The 21051-nt window shown below is 37.0% G+C and carries 11 protein-coding genes, 2 tRNA genes and 1 pseudogene; 5 read left to right on the top strand and 9 right to left on the bottom strand.

The window, feature by feature from the left end:
• Positions 1 to 514: 514 nt before the first annotated feature.
• The 4 genes from BWD162_RS00630 to BWD162_RS00615 all read right to left on the bottom strand — a co-directional run bounded on the left by BWD162_RS00630 (position 515) and on the right by BWD162_RS00615 (position 4696).
• Positions 515 to 1801: an NAD(P)/FAD-dependent oxidoreductase gene (locus tag BWD162_RS00630; RefSeq protein ID WP_078704996.1), complete on the bottom strand. Its 1287-nt coding sequence runs from the start codon at positions 1799 to 1801 to the stop codon at positions 515 to 517.
• An 11-nt stretch (positions 1802 to 1812) separates the two neighbouring features.
• On the bottom strand, positions 1813 to 3240 hold the full coding sequence (locus tag BWD162_RS00625; protein WP_078706100.1) for a glutamine synthetase family protein: 1428 nt from the start codon (positions 3238 to 3240) through the stop codon (positions 1813 to 1815).
• A 184-nt stretch (positions 3241 to 3424) separates the two neighbouring features.
• A tRNA-His gene (locus tag BWD162_RS00620) sits at positions 3425 to 3501 on the bottom strand.
• Positions 3502 to 3604: 103 nt separating this feature from the next.
• Positions 3605 to 4696, bottom strand: coding sequence for a quinone-dependent dihydroorotate dehydrogenase (locus BWD162_RS00615; protein WP_078706099.1), 1092 nt, complete (start codon positions 4694 to 4696; stop codon positions 3605 to 3607).
• Positions 4697 to 5280: 584 nt separating this feature from the next.
• Between BWD162_RS00615 and mscL the strand changes: the two are divergent.
• A pseudogene (gene mscL, locus BWD162_RS00610) lies at positions 5281 to 5694 on the top strand (large conductance mechanosensitive channel protein MscL).
• 17 nt (positions 5695 to 5711) lie between these two features.
• Here mscL and BWD162_RS00605 read toward each other — a convergent pair.
• Together BWD162_RS00605 and BWD162_RS00600 are read right to left on the bottom strand one after the other, a co-directional pair.
• The gene (locus BWD162_RS00605; protein WP_078704995.1) at positions 5712 to 7979 is read right to left on the bottom strand and encodes a PAS domain-containing sensor histidine kinase; all 2268 of its coding nucleotides are present in this window, start codon (positions 7977 to 7979) and stop codon (positions 5712 to 5714) included.
• A 186-nt stretch (positions 7980 to 8165) separates the two neighbouring features.
• Complete coding sequence (locus tag BWD162_RS00600; protein ID WP_078704994.1) at positions 8166 to 10748, bottom strand: DNA translocase FtsK; 2583 nt, start codon at positions 10746 to 10748, stop codon at positions 8166 to 8168.
• 472 nt (positions 10749 to 11220) lie between these two features.
• Here BWD162_RS00600 and BWD162_RS00595 point away from each other — a divergent pair, with 472 nt between their 5' ends.
• The 3 genes from BWD162_RS00595 to rpoH all read left to right on the top strand — a co-directional run bounded on the left by BWD162_RS00595 (position 11221) and on the right by rpoH (position 14772).
• Positions 11221 to 12651: an aldehyde dehydrogenase family protein gene (locus BWD162_RS00595; RefSeq protein WP_078704993.1), complete on the top strand. Its 1431-nt coding sequence runs from the start codon at positions 11221 to 11223 to the stop codon at positions 12649 to 12651.
• 36 nt (positions 12652 to 12687) lie between these two features.
• Positions 12688 to 13701, top strand: a complete 1014-nt coding sequence (locus BWD162_RS00590) for an RluA family pseudouridine synthase (protein WP_078704992.1) — start codon at positions 12688 to 12690, stop codon at positions 13699 to 13701.
• A gap of 144 nt (positions 13702 to 13845) precedes the next feature.
• The gene (rpoH, locus tag BWD162_RS00585) at positions 13846 to 14772 is read left to right on the top strand and encodes an RNA polymerase sigma factor RpoH (RefSeq protein WP_078704991.1); all 927 of its coding nucleotides are present in this window, start codon (positions 13846 to 13848) and stop codon (positions 14770 to 14772) included.
• Positions 14773 to 14888: 116 nt separating this feature from the next.
• Here rpoH and BWD162_RS00580 read toward each other — a convergent pair whose 3' ends face one another.
• The 3 genes from BWD162_RS00580 to BWD162_RS00570 all read right to left on the bottom strand — a co-directional run bounded on the left by BWD162_RS00580 (position 14889) and on the right by BWD162_RS00570 (position 19378).
• A complete protein-coding gene (locus tag BWD162_RS00580; RefSeq protein WP_078704990.1) occupies positions 14889 to 16325 on the bottom strand; it encodes a hypothetical protein in 1437 nt (478 codons plus the stop codon).
• Between the two features lie 246 nt (positions 16326 to 16571).
• A complete protein-coding gene (locus BWD162_RS00575) occupies positions 16572 to 17861 on the bottom strand; it encodes an adenylosuccinate synthase (protein WP_078704989.1) in 1290 nt (429 codons plus the stop codon).
• A 353-nt stretch (positions 17862 to 18214) separates the two neighbouring features.
• Positions 18215 to 19378 carry a phosphoserine transaminase gene (locus BWD162_RS00570; protein ID WP_078704988.1) on the bottom strand — a complete coding sequence of 388 codons (1164 nt, stop codon included), beginning with the start codon at positions 19376 to 19378 and terminating at the stop codon, positions 18215 to 18217.
• A gap of 398 nt (positions 19379 to 19776) precedes the next feature.
• Here BWD162_RS00570 and BWD162_RS00565 point away from each other — a divergent pair.
• Positions 19777 to 19852 (top strand) — tRNA-Phe (locus tag BWD162_RS00565).
• Positions 19853 to 21051: the final 1199 nt, after the last annotated feature.

Raw genomic sequence — 21051 nt, 5'->3', positions numbered from 1 at the left:
TTCTTATCCCAATCTAATTTACGAGATACCAAAAAGCGATAAACTAACTACCAAATAAAAAGTTCAAATATCAACCGTATCTTTCGATAACAACAGAGCAAAATCTTTCTGTCCTCTCAATTCAACATAATTTTAGTAGAAATATAAAGGACAAATACATAAAAAATGATCAAATTTAGTTTGATTAAAAACTGTGTAACAAATATGCTTTTCAAGAAAAAGAATGAAAAATTGCAACACCTTTCATTGCTCAACAGAAAACTTAAAACTTTTATAATACAACCGTTGGCTCACTAAACTACCTAACAAAAAATAAGAATAGTTTCCGTTCCGTCAAATCACCATTACCACTAAACACAATCAGAAAAATATATTAGAATAATTTTACTAACCATGGACTTATCCATTTTCCGCTCAGTTATACAAGCTTACAAAATTTACAAAAGACCTCTACCATTACAATAGACAGATATTAAACAAGCCATTAATTTTCTTCATTCTAAATAATAACTGGTTAAAAACGATCCATCAAAGAAAACCAGTTCATTGCTAAAAATATAAGAGGATAACGAAAAATCTTACCACCCGGAAAGGATGAAATCTTTAAATCCTGAAAATACTTAAAACGTTCATGTTTTCCAGATACCCATTCAGCATATAATTTTCCTATAAAGGGAGCAAGCATAACCCCGTGCCCTGAATATCCTCCACAATAAGTAACACCCGGCATAAGTTGGCGAACATAAGGCATGCGTTCAAATGTAATTGCTACTGTTGCTCCCCAACGATGGGTCAAATTTATAGAGTGAAGGTGTGGATAAATTTCAACAATTTGCCGACGTATACGCTCATCTAAATCAACCGGATACTGGTTACTATAACTTTCTACCCCACCAAATAATAAACGATTGTCGATACTTTTTCGAAAATAACGAACCATAAAACGGGAATCATCTACCGCTTCTCTTCCAGAAAGAATCTGACTACACTTTGATAATGGTTCAGTTGCTCCAATATAGGAGCGAATAGAAAAAATATGTTTCTGCACAAAATCCTGAAGCCCAAGATTATATGCATTGGTCGCCAATAATACACTCTCAGCCTTTATATTGCCTCGTTCTGTCACCACTACGCACTGGTTATTACTACGCTCTATCGCTTTCACTTGAGTCTTCTCATAAAGTTTAGCGCCAACTTTCTTTGCTTTTTTTGCCAACCAAACAATTAACTTTAATGGATTAATATGGCCAGTATCTACATCACGGATACCGCCATGATAAAAAGACGAGCCAAGCCGTTCATCTGTTTCAGCCTTATCCATAAAAGTAAGACCACGATAACCATAACGCTGCATAGCCTCAACATGCTGCTGATAAGCTCTTATCTCACGTTTTTTATGGGTAACGGAAAGTTGGCCTGCTATAAAGTCGATATTACAATCAGGCATGGCACACCAAGATAAAATATCCCTCTTGGCTTCTTCAGCTAAATCAAATAATATTTTACTTTGTTCAAAACCATACTTGCTTTCTAGCGTTTCTACCCATTGTCGTTGACCTGTTCCCAATTGCCCACCATTGCGCCCCGAAGCACCATCGCCAAAACATGAAGCTTCAAACAAAACAACACTCATTCCAGCCTTAGCTAAATGATAAGCAGCTGAAAGCCCTGTAAATCCACCTCCAACAATAACTACATCGCATTGTGTCTCTTCACCCACAAACAACGGATAAGAAGGGCGATCTTCCAAAGTATCTTCATACCAAGAAACTCCTGGAAAAATTTGATGAGAATTAATCATAATGAGAATATTTAAACATTAAGCAGGAGATATTCACGCTCCCACGGGCTAATCACTTGCATAAAAGTTTCAAACTCTTGTCGTTTGATAGCGGCATAAGTACTTACAAATGCATCTCCTAAAATAGTACGTAATGCTTCATCTTGTTCAAATAAATTGACCGCCTCAATTAATCCACGCGGTAATTCAATGTTATCAGCATTTACAGTTTTTTCTGCCGGCTCATCTGGTTCAAGTTTGTTCTGCAAACCAATGAGACCACACGCTAAAGAAGCAGCAAGCGCTAAATAAGGATTAGCATCCGATGAAGGAAGTCTATTCTCAACGCGTCGTCCCTGTGGAACTGAACGTGGCACACGAAACGCTGTAGTACGATTATCATATCCCCACCGCAAATTAACCGGCGCTGAGAAACACGGCATAAGGCGCCGATAAGAATTAACATAAGGAGCAAGCATAACAAATACTCCAGCCATATGCTTTTGCAAACCACCAATAAAGTGGCGAAAACGTACACTTTCCCCACCATCTTTCTCTGTAAAAATATTGTCTCCAGTTTTTTGATCTATAACAGATTGGTGAATATGCATGGCAGACCCCGGTTGCCCCTGAATAGGTTTGGCCATAAAAGTTGCATACATATTATGTTTAAGTGCTGCTTCACGAATCGTTCGTTTAAACATAAAAACCTGATCAGCTAGTTCAACAGGATCACCATGACGTAAATTAATTTCAAACTGACCTGCTCCTTCCTCATGAATGAGAGTATCAATTTCCAATCCTTGTGCCTCTGAAAATTGATAAATATCGTCAATCAGCTCATCAAACTCATTAACACCCGCAATCGAGTAGCCTTGCCCACCACCAATCGAACGCCCAGAACGACCAACTGGAGGTACCAAAGGGTAATCAGGATCAGGATTCTTTTCCACTAAATAAAACTCAATTTCTGGTGAAACAATCGGTTTCAATCCCATTTGAGTATAAAAATCAATTACTGTCCGCAGAACATTACGTGGTGTATAATCAACAGCCTGCCCATTTTGATATACAAGATCACAAATCACCTGCGCTGTAGGTGCATCTTCCCATGGCACAATACTCAGTGTAGAAAGATCAGGCTCAAGACGTAAATCACCATCTGTTTTCGGATATTCAAAACCATTTCCATCTTCAGGATAAGACCCTGAAATTGTTGTCATAAAAACTGCTGAAGGCAATGCTAAAGATGTTTCTGATGTGAATTTTTTAGAAAGCATCATCTTGCCACGCGCTACCCCCGCCTGATCAGGTGTAATACACTCAATATCTTCCACATCCCGGAATGAAAGCCATTGCGAAACTTGTTCCCAATTATTTACACCACGCAAATTTTTTAGAAAATCAGAAACAGGCTTATAACCTTTGCGTTTCATTGGCTCGCTATTTTTCACAGCTATAACACACAAACTCAAAAAACAATTAAAGCTTCCCCTTTTTGTTATGGCATCACTTTATGCATAAACACCGTGTAAAAACTGCATAAATTTAACCTGTTTTACAAAACATCACAATCTTTATCAAGATAAAATGCGCTTCGCGATTTTTTCAAGCTCTTCATTGTTTTAAAATATGTTGGAAAAATGGTACGGTTGGTGGGATTTGAACCTACGACCTCTGGTGCCACAAACCAGCGCTCTAACCAACTGAGCTACAACCGCCTAAAAAATATTTATCTTCTGTCTGTGTGACATACGGAAGATCAAGAGAGTTTGCAAGCCCCTTAAAAAGAATCTTATATTTTTTTGTGAAAATACAACAACCTCACGACAAAAGAAGTGCACGTTTTGCCCAATTATCAACACTATAATCGCGATAAGCTTTTATAGTATCAATACCATCTTGCTGCATAATCTGCAAAACATCTCTCGTAATAGTTACGGCAAGTTCTGGCCCCTCATAAACCATTCCGCTATAGAGCTGAACTAAATCTGCTCCGGCTTTGATTTTTTCCAAAGCTGTTTGTGCATCACGTACACCACCAACACCAATGATTGCAATATCTTTACCCAATCTTTTACGCATTTTTGCAAGTATAATGGTGGAGTGCTCAAACAGTGGACGTCCTGATAACCCTCCCTCCTCGCCAATCAATGCACTATTCTTAAGGCCTTGACGTGAAAGAGTGGTATTGGAAACAATTAAACCATCAAAATCAGATAGTTTCATTTCCTCAGCTATATCGTCTAATTCTTGCTCCGTTAAATCGGGCGCAATTTTTAAAAAAATCGGAACAGAGACACCATGTTTTTCCTTTTTTTCATTGCGCGCTTGGGAAACAGCCTTCATTAAAAGACTCAAATGACTACGTGTCTGCAAATCACGCAAACCTGGTGTATTAGGTGAAGAAACATTAATCGTGAAATAATCAGCTACACCATAAAAACAAGTAACACCGGCAATATAATCGTCAATCTTATCGACGGTATCTTTATTAGCACCAATATTGATCCCTACAATACTACCCTGCTTACGTGTGCAAATCCTTTTGTAAACAGCCTGATGTCCGTCATTATTAAAACCCATTCTATTAATAATAGCTTCATCTTCTACCAAACGGAAGAGTCGTGGCTTGGGATTTCCCATTTGCGGTTTTGGTGTAACTGTACCAATCTCAGTAAAACCAAATCCTAAGCCTAAAACAGCATCTATAACCTCTGCGTTTTTATCAAAACCTGCGGCAAGACCAACAAAATTCTTAAACTTAAGGCCTGCAACAGTTACACACAAACGCTCATCAAGAATTTCTTGATACCCACTCAATCCCATTTTTAACCCAGCAATAGCTAAACGATGCGCACGTTCCGGATCCAACATAAATAAAAAAGAACGCCCAATACAATGAAAAAAACTCACAAAATCTCTCTCCATAAAATGAAAACCATCCTTTTCATCTCATTTAAACTTTTCAAAATAAAAAACCACTAATAAAAACATATTATACAAATAAAGAAATTAACGCACATAACGAGAAGAAATAACTAATCAAGCTTATTTAAAAATATCGACTGGTAAAATGATTATTCTTATTTCGAAAATGCTTCCCTACTTCCTTTCAGCAACCTACTCACATAATTAAAAAGTTGACCAATCGCTTAAAAAAGAAAAATGTGGTTTCGTAAACACGTCTTCTTCTCCAAAATTTTTTCATAAAACTCCTGCAATGATTTCATCAATCAAATATATTTTCTCACTTTATCATTGAAAAGAAGAGGATATACAGCCTTTTACCAAGAAGCTTTTCATTCATCTGAACCTTAAAAACGCACTATCATATAATGAGGCATTAATTAGCACTTTTTATACATCGCAATACTATGAGAAAAAAATGCTGATATTTGAAATGTAATTTTTCAAGAAAATAAGCTTCTCCCTCTTTCTTTTTTTACCAAAAGCGATAGTAAATTGCTGTACATCATATACACGAGGAGGGAAATGCAATGCTTAAAGAATTCAAAGAATTTGCCTTAAAAGGAAATATGATTGATCTCGTTATTGGTGTGATTATAGGTAGTGCTTTTAGTGGCTTGATTAATTCAATTGTTAACGACATTTTTATGCCAATCATCGGGCTTTATTACAAGCGGCATTGACTTTTTTAATATGTTTATTCAGCTCGCCGGCGAGAAAAAAGCCACATTAAGCGCTGCAAAAGAGGTGAGTGCGACCATTTCCTATGGAAACTTTATAACACTTTTTATCAATTTTTTGATTATTGCATGGATCCTTTTTTGTTTGTCAAAGGCTTAAATAAAATGCACCGGCAAAAAGAAAAAGTGGGAAAGTTAAAAGAAATGTCTCTTGAAGAACAACTTTTGACAGAAATCAGAGATTTATTGGCCAATACAAAATAAATCCATTCCATAATTTCTCATTCACACAAAACAGGAAAAAACATCTCCACAGTTGTTCCACGATTGGGTTTTGAAAACAACAGAAACTGACCACCAACCTTTTCCACCATTGTTTTACATATTGGAAGTCCTAAACCAGTTCCGACAAATATGTTGTCTCCACATCGGCCATCCTTGCGCTCTACCTGACCATAAGGTTGCATAGCTTGCACAACCTCTTCATCACTCATCCCCAAACCATTATCACTAATTGAAATCTTTACTCGCTCTTTTTTTCCATAGGAAACATGAATAACAATTTGTCCACCTGAAGGCGTAAAACGGATAGCATTGGAAAGAAGATTCCATATAATCTGTTGAAATATCTGTTGTGATACACCAATAAATGGCACACGTGCCGGTGCAACAATACGTATAATAATACCATTATGATTCGCATGCGTTTCAAGAAAAGCTATACTGGAACGCAAACAAGCTGTTACATCAAATTTTTGAGTTATAATAGGCGCATCAATTGTGCCATTTGAACTAGAATAATTTGCTTTAGAGTACTCTAATAATTGATTAACCAAAGATAATATATGTTTTCCAGATGAGACAATATCACGTAGATATCTACGATAACGCTCATTTTCTATTAAACCAAAACGGCCATCCTTCATAATTTCTGCAAAACCAATAAGAGCATTCAAAGGTGTTCGCATTTCATGAACAACTTCAATCATTTTATTTTCTTCTGATATTTTATCTAAAGGTGATAAAGTCATCCCTGTCATATCACGCAACATAACGGCATAATTGTTTTGTAGAGTCAAAGGTACAATCGTCATAGAAACCTTTATATTCTCGTGATTTTTTGTTATCAAATCAGCTATCTCACCACGATTAAAGACTTGATTTTTTCCCTCCATACGGATCAATTTAAAATATTCTTCAATCAAATCTCGGCTTTGAAAAGTAAATAGTGATGATAACTGCTGTGCCAGTAACTCATCCATTTCATAGCCAATCAATGCCAAAGCAGCGTCACTAGCAAACTGAACACAGCCCTGTCCATCAAGCCACAAAACGCCATCAGTTACTGTATCCAACAATGATAACATTACTTCAGGTTCCTTTATTAAAGCTTGTTTTATGACATCTACCGGTAATATTTGTGTACATGGCAACTGGACTGGCGTTTCCTTAGCTGTATTCTCATGTCCTAAAGACAAATGTAATTCACCACGCAACCGTTCTGCAATTTCATGAAAAGCTGAGCGCTCTATCTCTGAAAGACCAGATGTTTTTATATTCGGCTTTTTATCACTTTTATCTTGTATTTTTTCTTGTGCTTTTAAAATCCCAAAACCATGGAATCCCTTAAGCTGACGGTTGGTATCAAAAACTGGAACAGCGGACAACTCAACATCAACCCGTTCTAGACAATCGTCAATAGGCCACTGAACTTTCTGTTCTTTCCAAGGTATAGCAGCTTCAATAAAACTACTTAATGACCGATATCCTTCATCATTAAATTGATCAGCAAGTTTATGACAATTAGATCCTATAATATGGGAAGATATAGGACCGACAGTTTCAGCTAACTCTTTTGAAACCTCAAAAAAATAGCCATTTGCATCCATTTTCCAGGTAAAACGCCGTGGTAAAAGATGTGGCTTAAAACTAAAAGATCCTTGATCTCTATCCAATTCATCTCCATCCAATTGTGCATATAATACTAAAAAACTCGTCGGCTTTACTCCTAAGCGGATCACACCAACTTGTGTATTAACACCTGCTATAGGTAAAACAGTTTTCACTGGCATATCATCATCAATCGTTTGGAGTAGAATTTTAACTGTTTCATCAATAAAATTAAAATGAGAAGAAGCTTCCAACACAGTTGCATGTTGATCAATGATTGCAGCAGACATCGTTGCTTCATCCAAACCAGTAATAAGAGAAACATTTTCTTCTAGCAAAGCTTCAAGTAAAAATGCTTTACCTAGACCAGTAATATCAATAGAAGCTACAGAAAAATCAGTACAGCGTTTAAAACCACACAACGTAATAGAACGTGTATATTGAACATTATTTAATATTTGGCGACGCAGTTCTTCATCAAAGAAAAATTGCTGTTTAATTGCATCTGCAACAGAAGAAAAACCAAAAAAACACGCTGCAGCACCATTTAACCAAAGAATATTTCTACCATCGAAGGATAAGACAAAAGCTATCTTTCCTTTTAGAAAGGCTTGTTTAATTTCTTTACATTTTAGATAATCTAAAAATGCTAAAGACATTTTTAACCTCTTTTCTATTTACCTGCACTACTTGCCAATAATTTTAAATATAAGATAGCATTTTTACTTTTGTCTTTCTCTATAAATTCTTTTTAATATTTCGCAGCAAAAAAATAAGAGCGGAAATAATGTCCGCCCTTATGAAATAAAGTTTTTAGTTTTTTTAATTACCGCCGTTATGTATTCTTAAAAACAATCTTGATCATTGCGCCCATTGAGTAAAATCTCACGTTTTCCCACATGATTGGCAGCTCCAACAATACCTTCTTTTTCCATTCTTTCAACAAGAGAAGCAGCTTTATTATAACCAATTGCAAGTCGGCGTTGGATATAGGATGTTGAACATTTTTTATCACGCATTACAATCTTAACAGCTTGCATATAAAGCTCTTCACTGTCTTCATTAGAACTTCCCGCTGCAATAATTTCAGCAACAGAATGAGCATCTTCCATTTTATCATCATCGTGTTCACTATCTGTTACTGTTGCTAAATAATCAGGTTTTCCTTGTACTTTAAGATATGCAACCACAGATTCAACTTCTTCATCAGAGACAAAAGGCCCGTGAACACGCTCAATGCGTCCACCACCAACCATATGAAGCATATCTCCCTGACCTAAAAGTGTTTCAGCGCCTTGTTCCCCCAAAATTGTACGACTATCAATTTTTGAAGTTATCTGAAAAGAAATACGTGTAGGAAAATTCGCCTTAATCGTGCCAGTAATCACGTCAACAGAAGGACGTTGTGTTGCCATAATAAGATGAATGCCTGCAGCGCGCGCCATTTGTGCTAAACGTTGAATAACGCCCTCAATCTCTTTACCAGCAACCATCATGAGATCAGCCATTTCATCGACAATAATAACAATATAAGGCAATTGTGTTAAATCCATCTCTTCTTCACGATAAAGTATTTCACCACTTTCCCTATCAAAGCCGGACTGAACGGTGCACATAATTGTCTCACCTTTTTCGACCGCAAGCGTAACCCGTGCATTAAAACCATCAATATTACGTACACCTAATTTCGCCATTTTGCGGTAACGTTCTTCCATTTCACGAACAGCCCATTTTAAAGCTGTTACAGCTTTCTTTGGATCAGTTACTACAGGTGTTAAAAGATGAGGAATACCATCATAAATAGAAAGCTCCAACATTTTAGGGTCAACCATAATTAAACGGCATTGCTCTGGCGTCATTCGATAAAGGATCGATAAAATCATTGTATTAATAGCAACAGATTTACCTGACCCTGTCGTGCCTGCAATCAATAAGTGAGGCATTTTTGCTAATTCTGCAATTACAGGATCACCGTTAATTCCCTTCCCCAAAGCAAGAGCTAATTTAAATTCACTATCACGAAAAGTGCTTGACTGAACTAATTCACGCAAATAAACAGTTTCACGTACTGCATTTGGTAATTCAATTCCAATAACATTACGCCCAGGAATCACAGCAACACGTGCAGACATGGCAGACATAGAACGAGCAATATCATCAGAAAGACCTATAACTCGCGATGATTTCACCCCAGCAGCGGGCTCAAACTCATACATTGTTACCACCGGTCCTGAGCGAACATGAATAATTTCACCCTTAATACCAAAATCTTCCAAAACGCTTTCTAAAAGTCCAGAACTACGCTCCAATGTTTCTTGAGAAATCGATGTATCATCTTGAAAAATAGGCTCTTGTAATAATTCAATCGGAGGTAATTCATAAGTACCACTGTCAACAGATTGGGAGCTTGGTATAAAAGCAGAGGTATGGTTGCGAAATGACATATCAGTGGTTTCCATTGTGCTTCCTACTGCTTTCGTTACAGAAAGATCTTCCACACTTTTTGTCACATTGGTTGTCATACAGTTAGCAATATTATGGGGATCATCGCCTACTGTAGTGTCTATATCTATCACACCGCGTGTCTCACAATCAGGTGTTTCAACAATAGACAGTTCTTGAACCTTTTCAATTTGTTCATTTTCTCCGAAAACAGGCTCAGTGCTCTGGATTTGAACCTCTTTAACAATTTCGTCATTAGTATGATCTAAATCAGAAATCCTCTCATTACCCTGAACATCATTTTCTGAAACTTCTGGCACAATCATATTACAAGATTGCGGGAAATGGCATTCAAGCACACGATAAAAAGTAGAAACTGATTCATCAAAAAAAGAAGTTTTTCCCAGCAAAGCTTTATTATTTTCTAAACTAACAGATGCATCTTCTTCTTGTGAAATTTTAACACTGACTTTCTCTAGTAAAAAGGGCTCACACTCAAAAAATGCATTATCAGAAAGATAAGAAACAGGCTTTGTTTCTTGTGCTACGCTCTCTACCTGCAAGGTACGTTCAACTGTATTTTTTTCGATTGGTGTACTAACAGCCTGTTGTACCGATTGTCCAAGAGTTGTTGAACAATAAAGTGATACTTTATTTTCAAGTGATTGAGAATGAAACACCTCTTCTGTCAATTGAGGTTGTACTTTCAAGTCTGTAACATCCGTTAATTTTTGCATTTCTTGCTTTGTAAAAGCTTTAAATCGTTTTGCAAAAACCGGATTTTCTTCTATACGACGACGCAAAATTTCAACTTCTGGAGTTCGAGTGAAACGCACATTCTGTTCAAGAGTAAACGCTTTTTCCCACACTGTCGGATAAGAAAACATCTTATCAAAACTGCCAGATGAGTTTTGTTCTAATGCATCTGCTGCATTCTTATCAACCAAACAAGACGTAGACATAGATATAGTTTTTAAATTACGCATAATATCCAACAAAATTATAGTAACGAGAATGATTTTTTTAAAGAATGCACAAACGATACACTATGAAGGTTAATAACCTTTTGTCATCAACCAATTTTAAATGAAAATAAGCATCATTAATTGTATTTTTATCAAGAAAAATTCAAATGTATCTAAAACTTTTAGAAATCCATCTAATAAGCAAGGTCTTGATTTTATTTCTTTATAAGCTTTCAATACTGAAACAGTTTTCATAGATATGCTTGATGAACAACACGTCAAATAACTGCTCTATTAATGTAAACACTATTATAAAATTATATAAAAATAATTATTACCTTTTTTCAATTTGGAAAAACCCCACCACCTCAATATGTTTAGTGCATGCTTGTGATATAACAATCAACGTTTACATGCACTCAAGCAAAATACGCTTGTTATAAAAAGTTCTAGTAGTATACAATTTAAAAATGAAAAAATAGGAAACAAGCCAATGTTAAATAAACGAAAATTTTATATTAACGGCCTCTGGAATGATCCAAGTATTCCCAATGATCTGTATGTTATTGATCCCTCAACAGAAGAAGCTTGCGCTATTATCAGCATTGGTAGTATCCAAGATACAGATAAAGCGATTGTAGCCGCTAAAAAGGCCTTTCAAAATTGGAAAATAACCACACCGAATCAACGTCTTTGTTTTGTTAAAAAAATTTTAAAAATCTATGAAAAACGCTCTGAAGATATGGCTAAAGCCATTTCAATGGAAATGGGTGCGCCTATCGACATGGCACGCAATGCGCAAACTGCAGCTGGTAGTGATAATATTCGCGATTTCATCAAAGCTTTTGAAGAATTTTTATTCCAAAAAGCTTTAATAAAAGGAAATAACAATGCAATCCTCCAATATGATTCTATCGGTGTCGTAGGGTTGATCACTCCATGGAATTGGCCCATACACCAAATAACCCTTAAAGTCATCCCAGCATTATTGGCTGGCTGCACTATGGTTTTAAAACCCTCTGAAATTGCTCCTCTTTCTGCCATGCTTTTCGCTGAAATTTTAGATGAAGCTGCTCTACCTGCAGGCGTTTTTAATCTCATCAACGGTGATGGAGATAACGTAGGTTCTTATCTATCTTCTCATCCAGATGTAGCAATGATCAGTTTTACCGGCTCAACCAAAGTAGGAAAAATGATTTCTAAAAACGCTAGTGATACTTTAAAGCGAGTCTGTCTAGAACTTGGAGGTAAAGGAGCCAATATCATCTTTGCTGATGCTGATACAGATGCTATTCAACGTGGTGTACGGCATTGTTTTTACAACAGTGGGCAAAGCTGCAACGCACCAACGCGCATGCTTGTGGAACATTCAATCTATGATGAAGCTGTAAAAACAGCACAGCACATTGCTGAAACAACCATGATAGCCTCAAACCACAAAACAGGAGATCATATTGGCCCTGTAGTCTCAAAACAGCAATATGATAAAATCCAAGCCCTTATTCAATCTGGAATTGATGAAGGTGCAACTCTTATCGCAGGTGGAATTGGTTTGCCCATAGGAATGACACGCGGTTATTATGTACGTCCAACAGTTTTTGCCGATGTTAAATCTGACATGCGCATTTTCCGAGAAGAAATATTTGGTCCAGTCCTTTCGATCCTTCCCTTTAATACAGAAGATGAAGCTGTAGCCTTGGCCAATGATACAGAATATGGACTCACAAACTATATACAATCGCAAGACCAAGCTAAATGTCGGCGTATCGCTGTACAATTGCGCTCTGGCATGGTGGAAATTAATGGACATAACTTACCAAATGGTAGTTATTTTGGAGGAGTAAAATTTTCCGGACGTGCCCGTGAAGGCGGAAGATGGGGAATTGAAGAATTTCTGGATACCAAAGCAATTTCGTACTGGTAAAAGAATCTCATAAAAAAACTTCAAAAACAGGACCGCATAGTGATACAACAAATAACAGATGAGAGTGCTTTTGGACAACGTATTGATCAATGGCTTGCTAAAAAATATCATAATGAGCTATCGCGTTCACGTTTGCAAAATCTGATCCGTGAAGGCTATCTGAAAGTTGATGGACAATTAATAAAAGAACCAAAAACAAAATTGCAACCTAACCAGACGATTGAATTGATAATACCTCCTCTCAAGAACATACATCTTGAAGGTGAAGCTATTATTCTCGACATCCTCTTTGAAGATGACCACGTCATTGTTATCAATAAACCAGCTGGTCTTGTTGTCCATCCTGGTAATGGAAATTGGACTGGAACATTGGTTAATGCCCTTATTCACCATTGTGGTGATAGTTTATCTGGCATTGGTGGTGTTAAACGTCCTGGTATTGTCCATCGTCTTGACAAAAATACAAGCGGAGTGATGGTTGTCGCTAAAAATGACTTTGCTCATAAAAGTCTCAGTGCCCAATTTTCTGACCATGGGCGTACTTGCGCATTAGATCGGCGCTACCATGCTTTAATTTGGAATGCTCCACGTCGCAATATTGGAACAATTGATGTGCCCCTTGGCCGTTCCCCCCATAACCGAATAAAGCAAACTGTTGTCCGTAACCAAAATGTTCATGCCCGCCGTGCTATTACGCATTTTTCTTTACTTGAAAAATATAAAACCTGTACAGATGCAAAACCCTTCGCCAGCCTTCTAGAATGTCGTCTGGAAACTGGACGCACACATCAAATCCGTGTTCATATGGCCTATATTGGACATCCACTTATAGGTGACACAGTTTACGGAAATGCCTTTAAAACAAAAGCAAACACACTTAATTCAGTAATTAAAAACGTTATCGACCAATTCAACCGGCAAGCACTTCATGCAGCTAGCCTTACTTTTGAACATCCCACTAAAGGTGAAATTATGTCTTTTTTCTCACCTCTCCCTCAAGATATGGCTGAACTTATCAATCATTTTAAAAAACTTAATTGGAACTTTTAACCATCTCAATGATTTTAACAACAAAATACCCATTTTCGAACAAAATTAAAAATTATAGTGATGGAAAAAAGAAAGAAATACTTATATAGTACTTGAAAATAGAATTCGCCTCATTAGGGAATTCATATGAAAGGAGGGTGCTATATGGCCCATGTAAATTTACCATCAATCATAGCAGGTGATGGAGGCTTAAATCGTTACTTAGAAGAAATACGCCGTTTTCCAATGCTTAAGCCAAAAGAAGAGTATATGCTAGCTAAGAGATATCGTGAACATAATGATCCAAAAGCTGCGCATAAACTAGTCACTAGTCATTTACGTCTCGTAGCTAAAATTGCAATAGGATATCGAGGTTATGGCTTACCTATTGGAGAAGTTATTTCAGAAGGTAATATTGGACTTATGCAAGCTGTTAAGCGTTTTGAACCAGAACGTGGATTTCGCCTTGCAACTTATGCGATGTGGTGGATTAAAGCATCAATCCAAGAATATGTTTTACGTTCTTGGAGTTTAGTAAAGATGGGAACAACTGCTAACCAAAAGCGTTTGTTCTTCAATCTTCGTAAATTAAAAAATAAACTTCAAGCTCTTGATAATGGTGATCTCAATGCAGAACAAATTAAAGAGATCGCAATCCGATTAAATGTCACGGAAGATGAAGTCGTATCCATGAATCATCGACTTAGCGGCGATACTTCACTCAACGCACCTCTTCACACAAAAGAAGGTGAGAAAACCGAATGGCAAGATTGGTTAGTTGATGATTCAAATAGCCAAGAACAAATTTTGATTGAACAAGACGAATTAGAAAATCGCCGCTCTATGTTAATACACGCTATAGATAACCTTAATGAGCGCGAAAAGCATATATTTAAAGCACGCCGGTTAAGTGATGAATCGCTGACACTTGAAGAACTCTCAAATACATTTAACATCAGTCGAGAGCGTGTAAGACAAATCGAAATGCGTGCATTTGAAAAAGTACGAAATTCTATTAAAGCAGCTATTCTATCCCAGAAAAAAGTACAACAACAGCGCTTTTTGCGTATTTCTGAAGTGAATCGGAATTAAGGTAGAGAGATAACCCAATCACACCCTATAAACTAACCTATTAAAAGGTTGGTTTATAGGGTTTTAGTTCTTTTAAAGAGCCTATTTTTACCTTTTTCATTTTAATACATTATTTTCTAATCAAAAATTGTTTGTTTAGCTGTTTGTGTAAGCCATTTTTCAATAACTTCATTAAAAATAGCCTTACCTGTTGGCCCCTTTTCAAAAGCTAACTCACTCATATGGCCGTTTTTGTCACTTATCACCAAATGGATCCAATCTAATTTGCGAATTATTTGTAAGTTTTGGTCAAGAAATGGATGACTGTTACTTAATGCAAAAAGAAAAAAATCATCATCAATCTTAGCTACAGAAGTTCTTTTTAAAGGCTGACCAATTGATTGTTTACTTTCCTTAAAGGTTAACTCTTTAATATCGTGTATTGCTTGACCTGAAAATTTATCAGTAGTCATAAAAACAAGATCCATAATATAAGCAGTAGGGAAAGACGGGTCGATATTACGGCGCAAAGTTAACTGTAATAATAACCCCTCACTTGGAATGTTTATATCACCTCGTATAGCTAATTCTTCTGGTGCATTTTTAACAGAAACTTCTTTTATAAGTGACCACCAAGCATTACCTGTTACCACTTTTTCTGAAGCATGATCTGTACGTGTTTTATAGAATATAGCTTCACCTGGATGTTCAATTGCTTCCGAATCGGCAGCAACAATTGTTGATGTCTCTTCCTCACTCAGAAACTCTGTTTTTTCAATTGAACTAGTATCAACTTCACTCCCATCTTCCAATAGACGTTGTGTCAATTTTTGACTAATTTGGCCGTCTTTTTGTGATCCATTAGAAGCTTGAATATTTGCCTCTTGTATTTGATTATTGTATGATGCAAACATATATTCACCAACAAAAAAAACACCGATCAATAAAATAAAAAAACCGATAAAGATAGCAATACCTATTAAGATACGCTTTTTTATAATTGACCTATTAGCACGCCGAAGAGCCTGAGCAAAAATATGTGAAACAACATGAGAAGTATCTGTTTGTAAAGCCGCACTTTTAAGAGCACTTTTTTTAATGTTCGAATGTACTTTACGCGAGCAAGGAGCCAAAGAAGTATCAATATAGGCATGCTCTCCATTTGAGATATTTGATTCTACAGAAAGCTTATCAAGTGTCTTTTTACTATTTCTACCACTAACAGATAATTGTTGTCCTTTTTCTCTTTTTGTAACTATAGCTGATGCATCATTATTTTGCGACAGTATAGACTCTTGTATATTTTCGTTATTGTTATCTTTACCTATAAGATCCCACCCCATAACCGAAGAAAGCAACTCTTTTTCAGCAGTTAAATATTCCTCTTCAATGGTCATAATAGCACTTTGCAAAGCTTGTCTTTGTGCATCTGCCATTTTTTTTGGCATTTTTATTTCTAAAAATTTATTCTCTAATATTTCAAAGGCTTGTTTATAAATCCGCTCGCGTAATTGTGGTGTAATATTATTTTGTGCATCAATTTTCTTTTTTAAAATCCCAACGAAATCTACCATATTTTATATAGTCTTTCTCAAATTTAAGAAAAAATTTTAGTTCACAAAAGCTTAAACTGTTTGCAGTTTCTTTTCCTGAATCTTTCAAATTGATTATAATTTACATTGGCACAAGATAGTGTAGCAGTTTTAAAACGCATAAAAAATATTAATTTACATCCTTTTTCGCATATATGAATCTTTACTCTCGCTACAAAATAGAAAACATATAGGATTAAAGCCAATATTGAAACTTATAAACAACAATTAATCTGCGAAAGGATCAGTCATAAGGATTGTATTTTTACGCTCAGGGCCAGTTGACAATAAAGCTACGGGTACACCTATCAATTCCTCAATATAGCGTATATATTTTATAGCCTGCACCGGTAATTCCGCCCAGCTTTTTGCACATGCTGTCGTTTCCTTCCAGCCCTTTAATGTTTCATAAATTGGCTTCACATAAACTTGTGCTTCCACAGAAGATGGTAAATAATCAATTTTTTTTCCATCAAGTTCATACCCCACACAAATTTTAATTTCGTCTAAACCATCCAGAACGTCGAGCTTTGTCAGTGCAATACCATGAATGCCGCAAATACCTACCGTCTGGCGTACTAAAACAGCATCAAACCAACCGCATCGACGTTTTCGACCAGTCACGACACCAAATTCATTCCCATGCATCCCAAGAAATTCACCAACGTCATTTATCTGCTCTGTTGGGAATGGTCCCTCTCCCACACGCGTTGTATAAGCCTTTGTAATACCTAAAACATAATGGATTGAACCAGGCCCCATACCTGAACCCACAGCGGCTTGCCCAGAAATTGTGTTAGACGATGTCACATAAGGATAAGTTCCAAAGTCATTATCTAACGACGCACCTTGTGCACCTTCAAAAAGAATGCGCTTTCCCATTTGACAGTTCTCATTTAAAAGACGCCACGTACAATCCATAAAGGGTATAATTTTATCTGCCACCTGCATTAATTCATCATATAGCGTTTGTGAATTAATCTCTGCAATTCCCATACCACGGCGTAAAGCATTATGATGTTCCAAAAGCCGTTCGATCTTAGCCATAAGTGTATCAGCTTCAGCCAAATCCATCACACGGATAGATCGACGGCCTACTTTATCTTCATAAGCAGGACCAATACCACGCTTTGTCGTGCCAATTGACAAACTTGAAATATTATTTTCTCTCACCGTATCAAGATCACGGTGTATAGAAAGAATTAAAGGAGCATTTTCAGCAATGCGCAAAATTTCTGGTGTAATCTTCACACCCTGAGAGCACAACTTTTTTAATTCCATAACAAAATGGTGGGGATCAACCACAACACCATTACCGATAATTGACAACTTTCCACGAATCAAACCTGATGGTAAAAGTGATAATTTATAATTCACCCCATCAATAACCAATGTATGACCTGCATTATGCCCTCCTTGATATCGGACAATAATATCAGCACGTTCTGACAACCAATCTACAATTTTACCTTTGCCTTCATCACCCCATTGTGTGCCGACCACTACTACATTGGCCATAATTTTCTCCGTCGTGTTTGGTGAAACAACGTCAGCATTCCAAAATAAGGAGCTTCTTATAGCGAAACCCTATAAAAAGCGCGACTTTTCATTTCAACCTTTTGCCGATCGTATATTATTAAGCCACAAATTCCTCGACAATCAAGATAAATCACACCATAAGTACCAACTTTTAGCTCATTTTTTCTGATCTTTCCAATATATAGCGAATAACTAATGTGTACATTCGGACCCTTAAAACCTCAACAATAAATGGTTTGTATAATTTATCTGATGTAAATACACAAAGTATCACATAAGCCTTTTTATTTTATTTTCTGAAAAAATAGAATTATGAAAACAATAAAGGTTACTTAAAGATGAGCTTTTTCAACTTGAAATGCCCATTCAAGCCAAGCTGTTAATAACTTAAGATCAGAAGTTTCAATTGTTGCACCAGTCCAAATCCGAAACCCTGGAGGAGCGTCCCGATAAGCACCAATATCATAAGCAACACTAGCTCTTTCAAGACGGGTCACAATTGCTTCTATAAAAGACCTCTTCTTTTCAATATTCAGATCAGCAATAATTGGATCCACAATTGTTAAACAAACAGATGTATTAGAACGTGTCTGAGGAACCTTTGCTAAATGTTCTAACCAAAGTGTTCTACGGACAAAACTATCAAGAACAGCAAAGTTTTCATCAGCGCGCATTATTAACGCTTGCAAACCACCTAAAGACTTTGCCCACTTTAATGCATCAAGATAATCCTCAACGCACAACAAAGAAGGTGTATTAATCGTCTCACCATTAAAAATACCTTCGTTTAACTTTCCGTCTTTTATCATGCGAAAAATTTTAGGCAAAGGCCAAGCTGGAACGTAATGCTCAAGCCGTCTAACAGCACGAGGACTTAAAATCAACATACCATGAGCCGCTTCACCACCTAAAACTTTTTGCCATGAAAAAGTAACAACATCTAATTTTGAAAAATCAAGATCTTGTGCAAAAACTGCTGATGTTGCGTCACAAATTGTTAATCCTTTACGCTTCTTTGGAATGAAATGTGCATTAGGAACACGCACACCTGAAGTGGTCCCATTCCACGTGAATACAACATCACGATCAAAATCAATTTGTGTTAAGTCTGGCAATTCACCATAAGGTGCTTCCAACCGACGCACATCAGAAAGTTTTAATTGCTCAACAACATCGGTAATCCAACCTGAACCAAAGCTTTCCCAAGCCACCATGTCAACACCTCGTTCCCCCAATAAAGACCATAGAGCCATTTCAACAGCACCTGTATCCGAGGCAGGAACAATACCAACACGATAATCAGAAGGAACTTTAAGGATATCACGAGTTAAACTAATAACTTCAGCAAGTTTTAATTTGCTCATTTGGGCGCGATGCGAACGCCCAAGCAATGCATTTTCAAGAACCTCAACACTCCACCCAGGCCGCTTACTACAAGGACCCGAAGAAAAATGAGGATTATTTGGACGAGAACAGGGTTCCTTCAACAATATCATTATTCTATTCCGATAAAAAGTTCACTTTTCGTTGAAGAAAATCACTTACTGAAACGTTACTCTTAACAACTTAGTTATGTAAACATAAAAATATTTTTCATTTTATTGTATAAAATTAAGTATAAAAAGCTATTATGGATAACACTTCAATCAAGAAAACCTCTAATTAAATCCTTAAGGGGAATTGTTCTTCATTTACACCAAAAGAAGATAGTATTCTGAACACAACACACCCAATCTACCATAAAATACTTATCAAATTAATTTTACAAAAGAATAATCATAATATCTGAAATATAAAGATAAACTTATAAAAATTGATTATTTTTATTTTGACGGCTAGACAGCGAGGATTTTAATGTTATAACCGCACACGTTTCATATATTTATTGAAACGTGCCCAGATAGCTCAGTTGGTAGAGCAGCGGACTGAAAATCCGCGTGTCCGTGGTTCGAATCCGCGTCTGGGCACCACATAATCGTCGACGTACCATTTATCACCAGCATCCCCTTTGTCGCCTCCACCCCTGTTTTGAAATTTGAAATATCCACATTGGTCAACGTGACTGTCCCTGAACTATCCATCTCCACCCTCGTACCCTGATTTCCACCCCCTCCCGTAATCCCCCCTCTAAGCATCTCCAACTTTCCATCCCCTGTTACCTTTGCCCCTGTTGTGACATTCTTCAACGTCACTTTAGTCAATTCCAACGTCCCACTTGATACCTCAGCCCCTGTTACTGTCGTTCCCCCATTTCCATTAACAGTCAGATTCATCACATCAGCCTTCCCTAAGCCTTCCATCTTAATCCCCGTACTCTTTCCCGTAATATTTATAATTCCCTCTCCTCTTATATTAGCCGTCCCACTACTCTTAATCTTTATCGCTTCTGTCACCCTCTCAAAATTAACTGTCGTTCCCTTCCTCATCTCCACCTCTCCCCCTGTTTCACTCACCTCTATCCCCGTTACCTTAGTCGTAGCTCCCACACCCCCACTAATAATCAGACTCCCCCCATTACTCCCCACCCTCTTATCAAAAACGACCTTTCCCCCCTTCTTCACCTCAATCATAACCCTCCCCCCATTCTCCTTTCTCTCAATCGCATCCTTCAACCTAAACGTCCCCCCATTTACCGTAATCACAGACCCTGAACCATCAACCTCCATCACCTTTTTCACATTTGTAATACTAACCTTCTCCTTCAACGTCAGCGTCCCCCCCTGTTCCACTCTAATCGCCGATTTATCACTATTATTACTCTTATCTGTAACCGTCAGCAGATTATCTCCTATCGTAATATCTGTATCCGGCCCTATTATCTTCACAGCCTCCTCACCAGGTTCGCTATTCATATCTATTGTTCTCACACCAGTCAGCATCCTTGTCTTAATCTCACTGCCACACTCGATCCTCCCACTAGGATTATCCCACCCCTGCAACGCACTACCATCACCAGCCTTACCATTACAATTACCCATATTCGTCTTTAATTGTTGAGCATATACTTTTTGAGATGTAATAAGAGCCAACCCAGCCACAATAGCCGTTGAGAGGACACATAAACAAACATGATGTTTTAAGACACGACGCATAACCATAACCCTACATCCTCTTTAAACCAATCCGATTAAAAGAGACAAACTGTTCATAAAAAAAGATAAAAACAAAA

The organism is Bartonella sp. WD16.2 (assembly GCF_002022505.1).
Taxonomy (GTDB): domain Bacteria; phylum Pseudomonadota; class Alphaproteobacteria; order Rhizobiales; family Rhizobiaceae; genus Bartonella.
The sequence above is the reverse complement of the archived record's forward strand: the minus strand, read 5'-3'. Positions and strand labels throughout refer to the sequence as shown.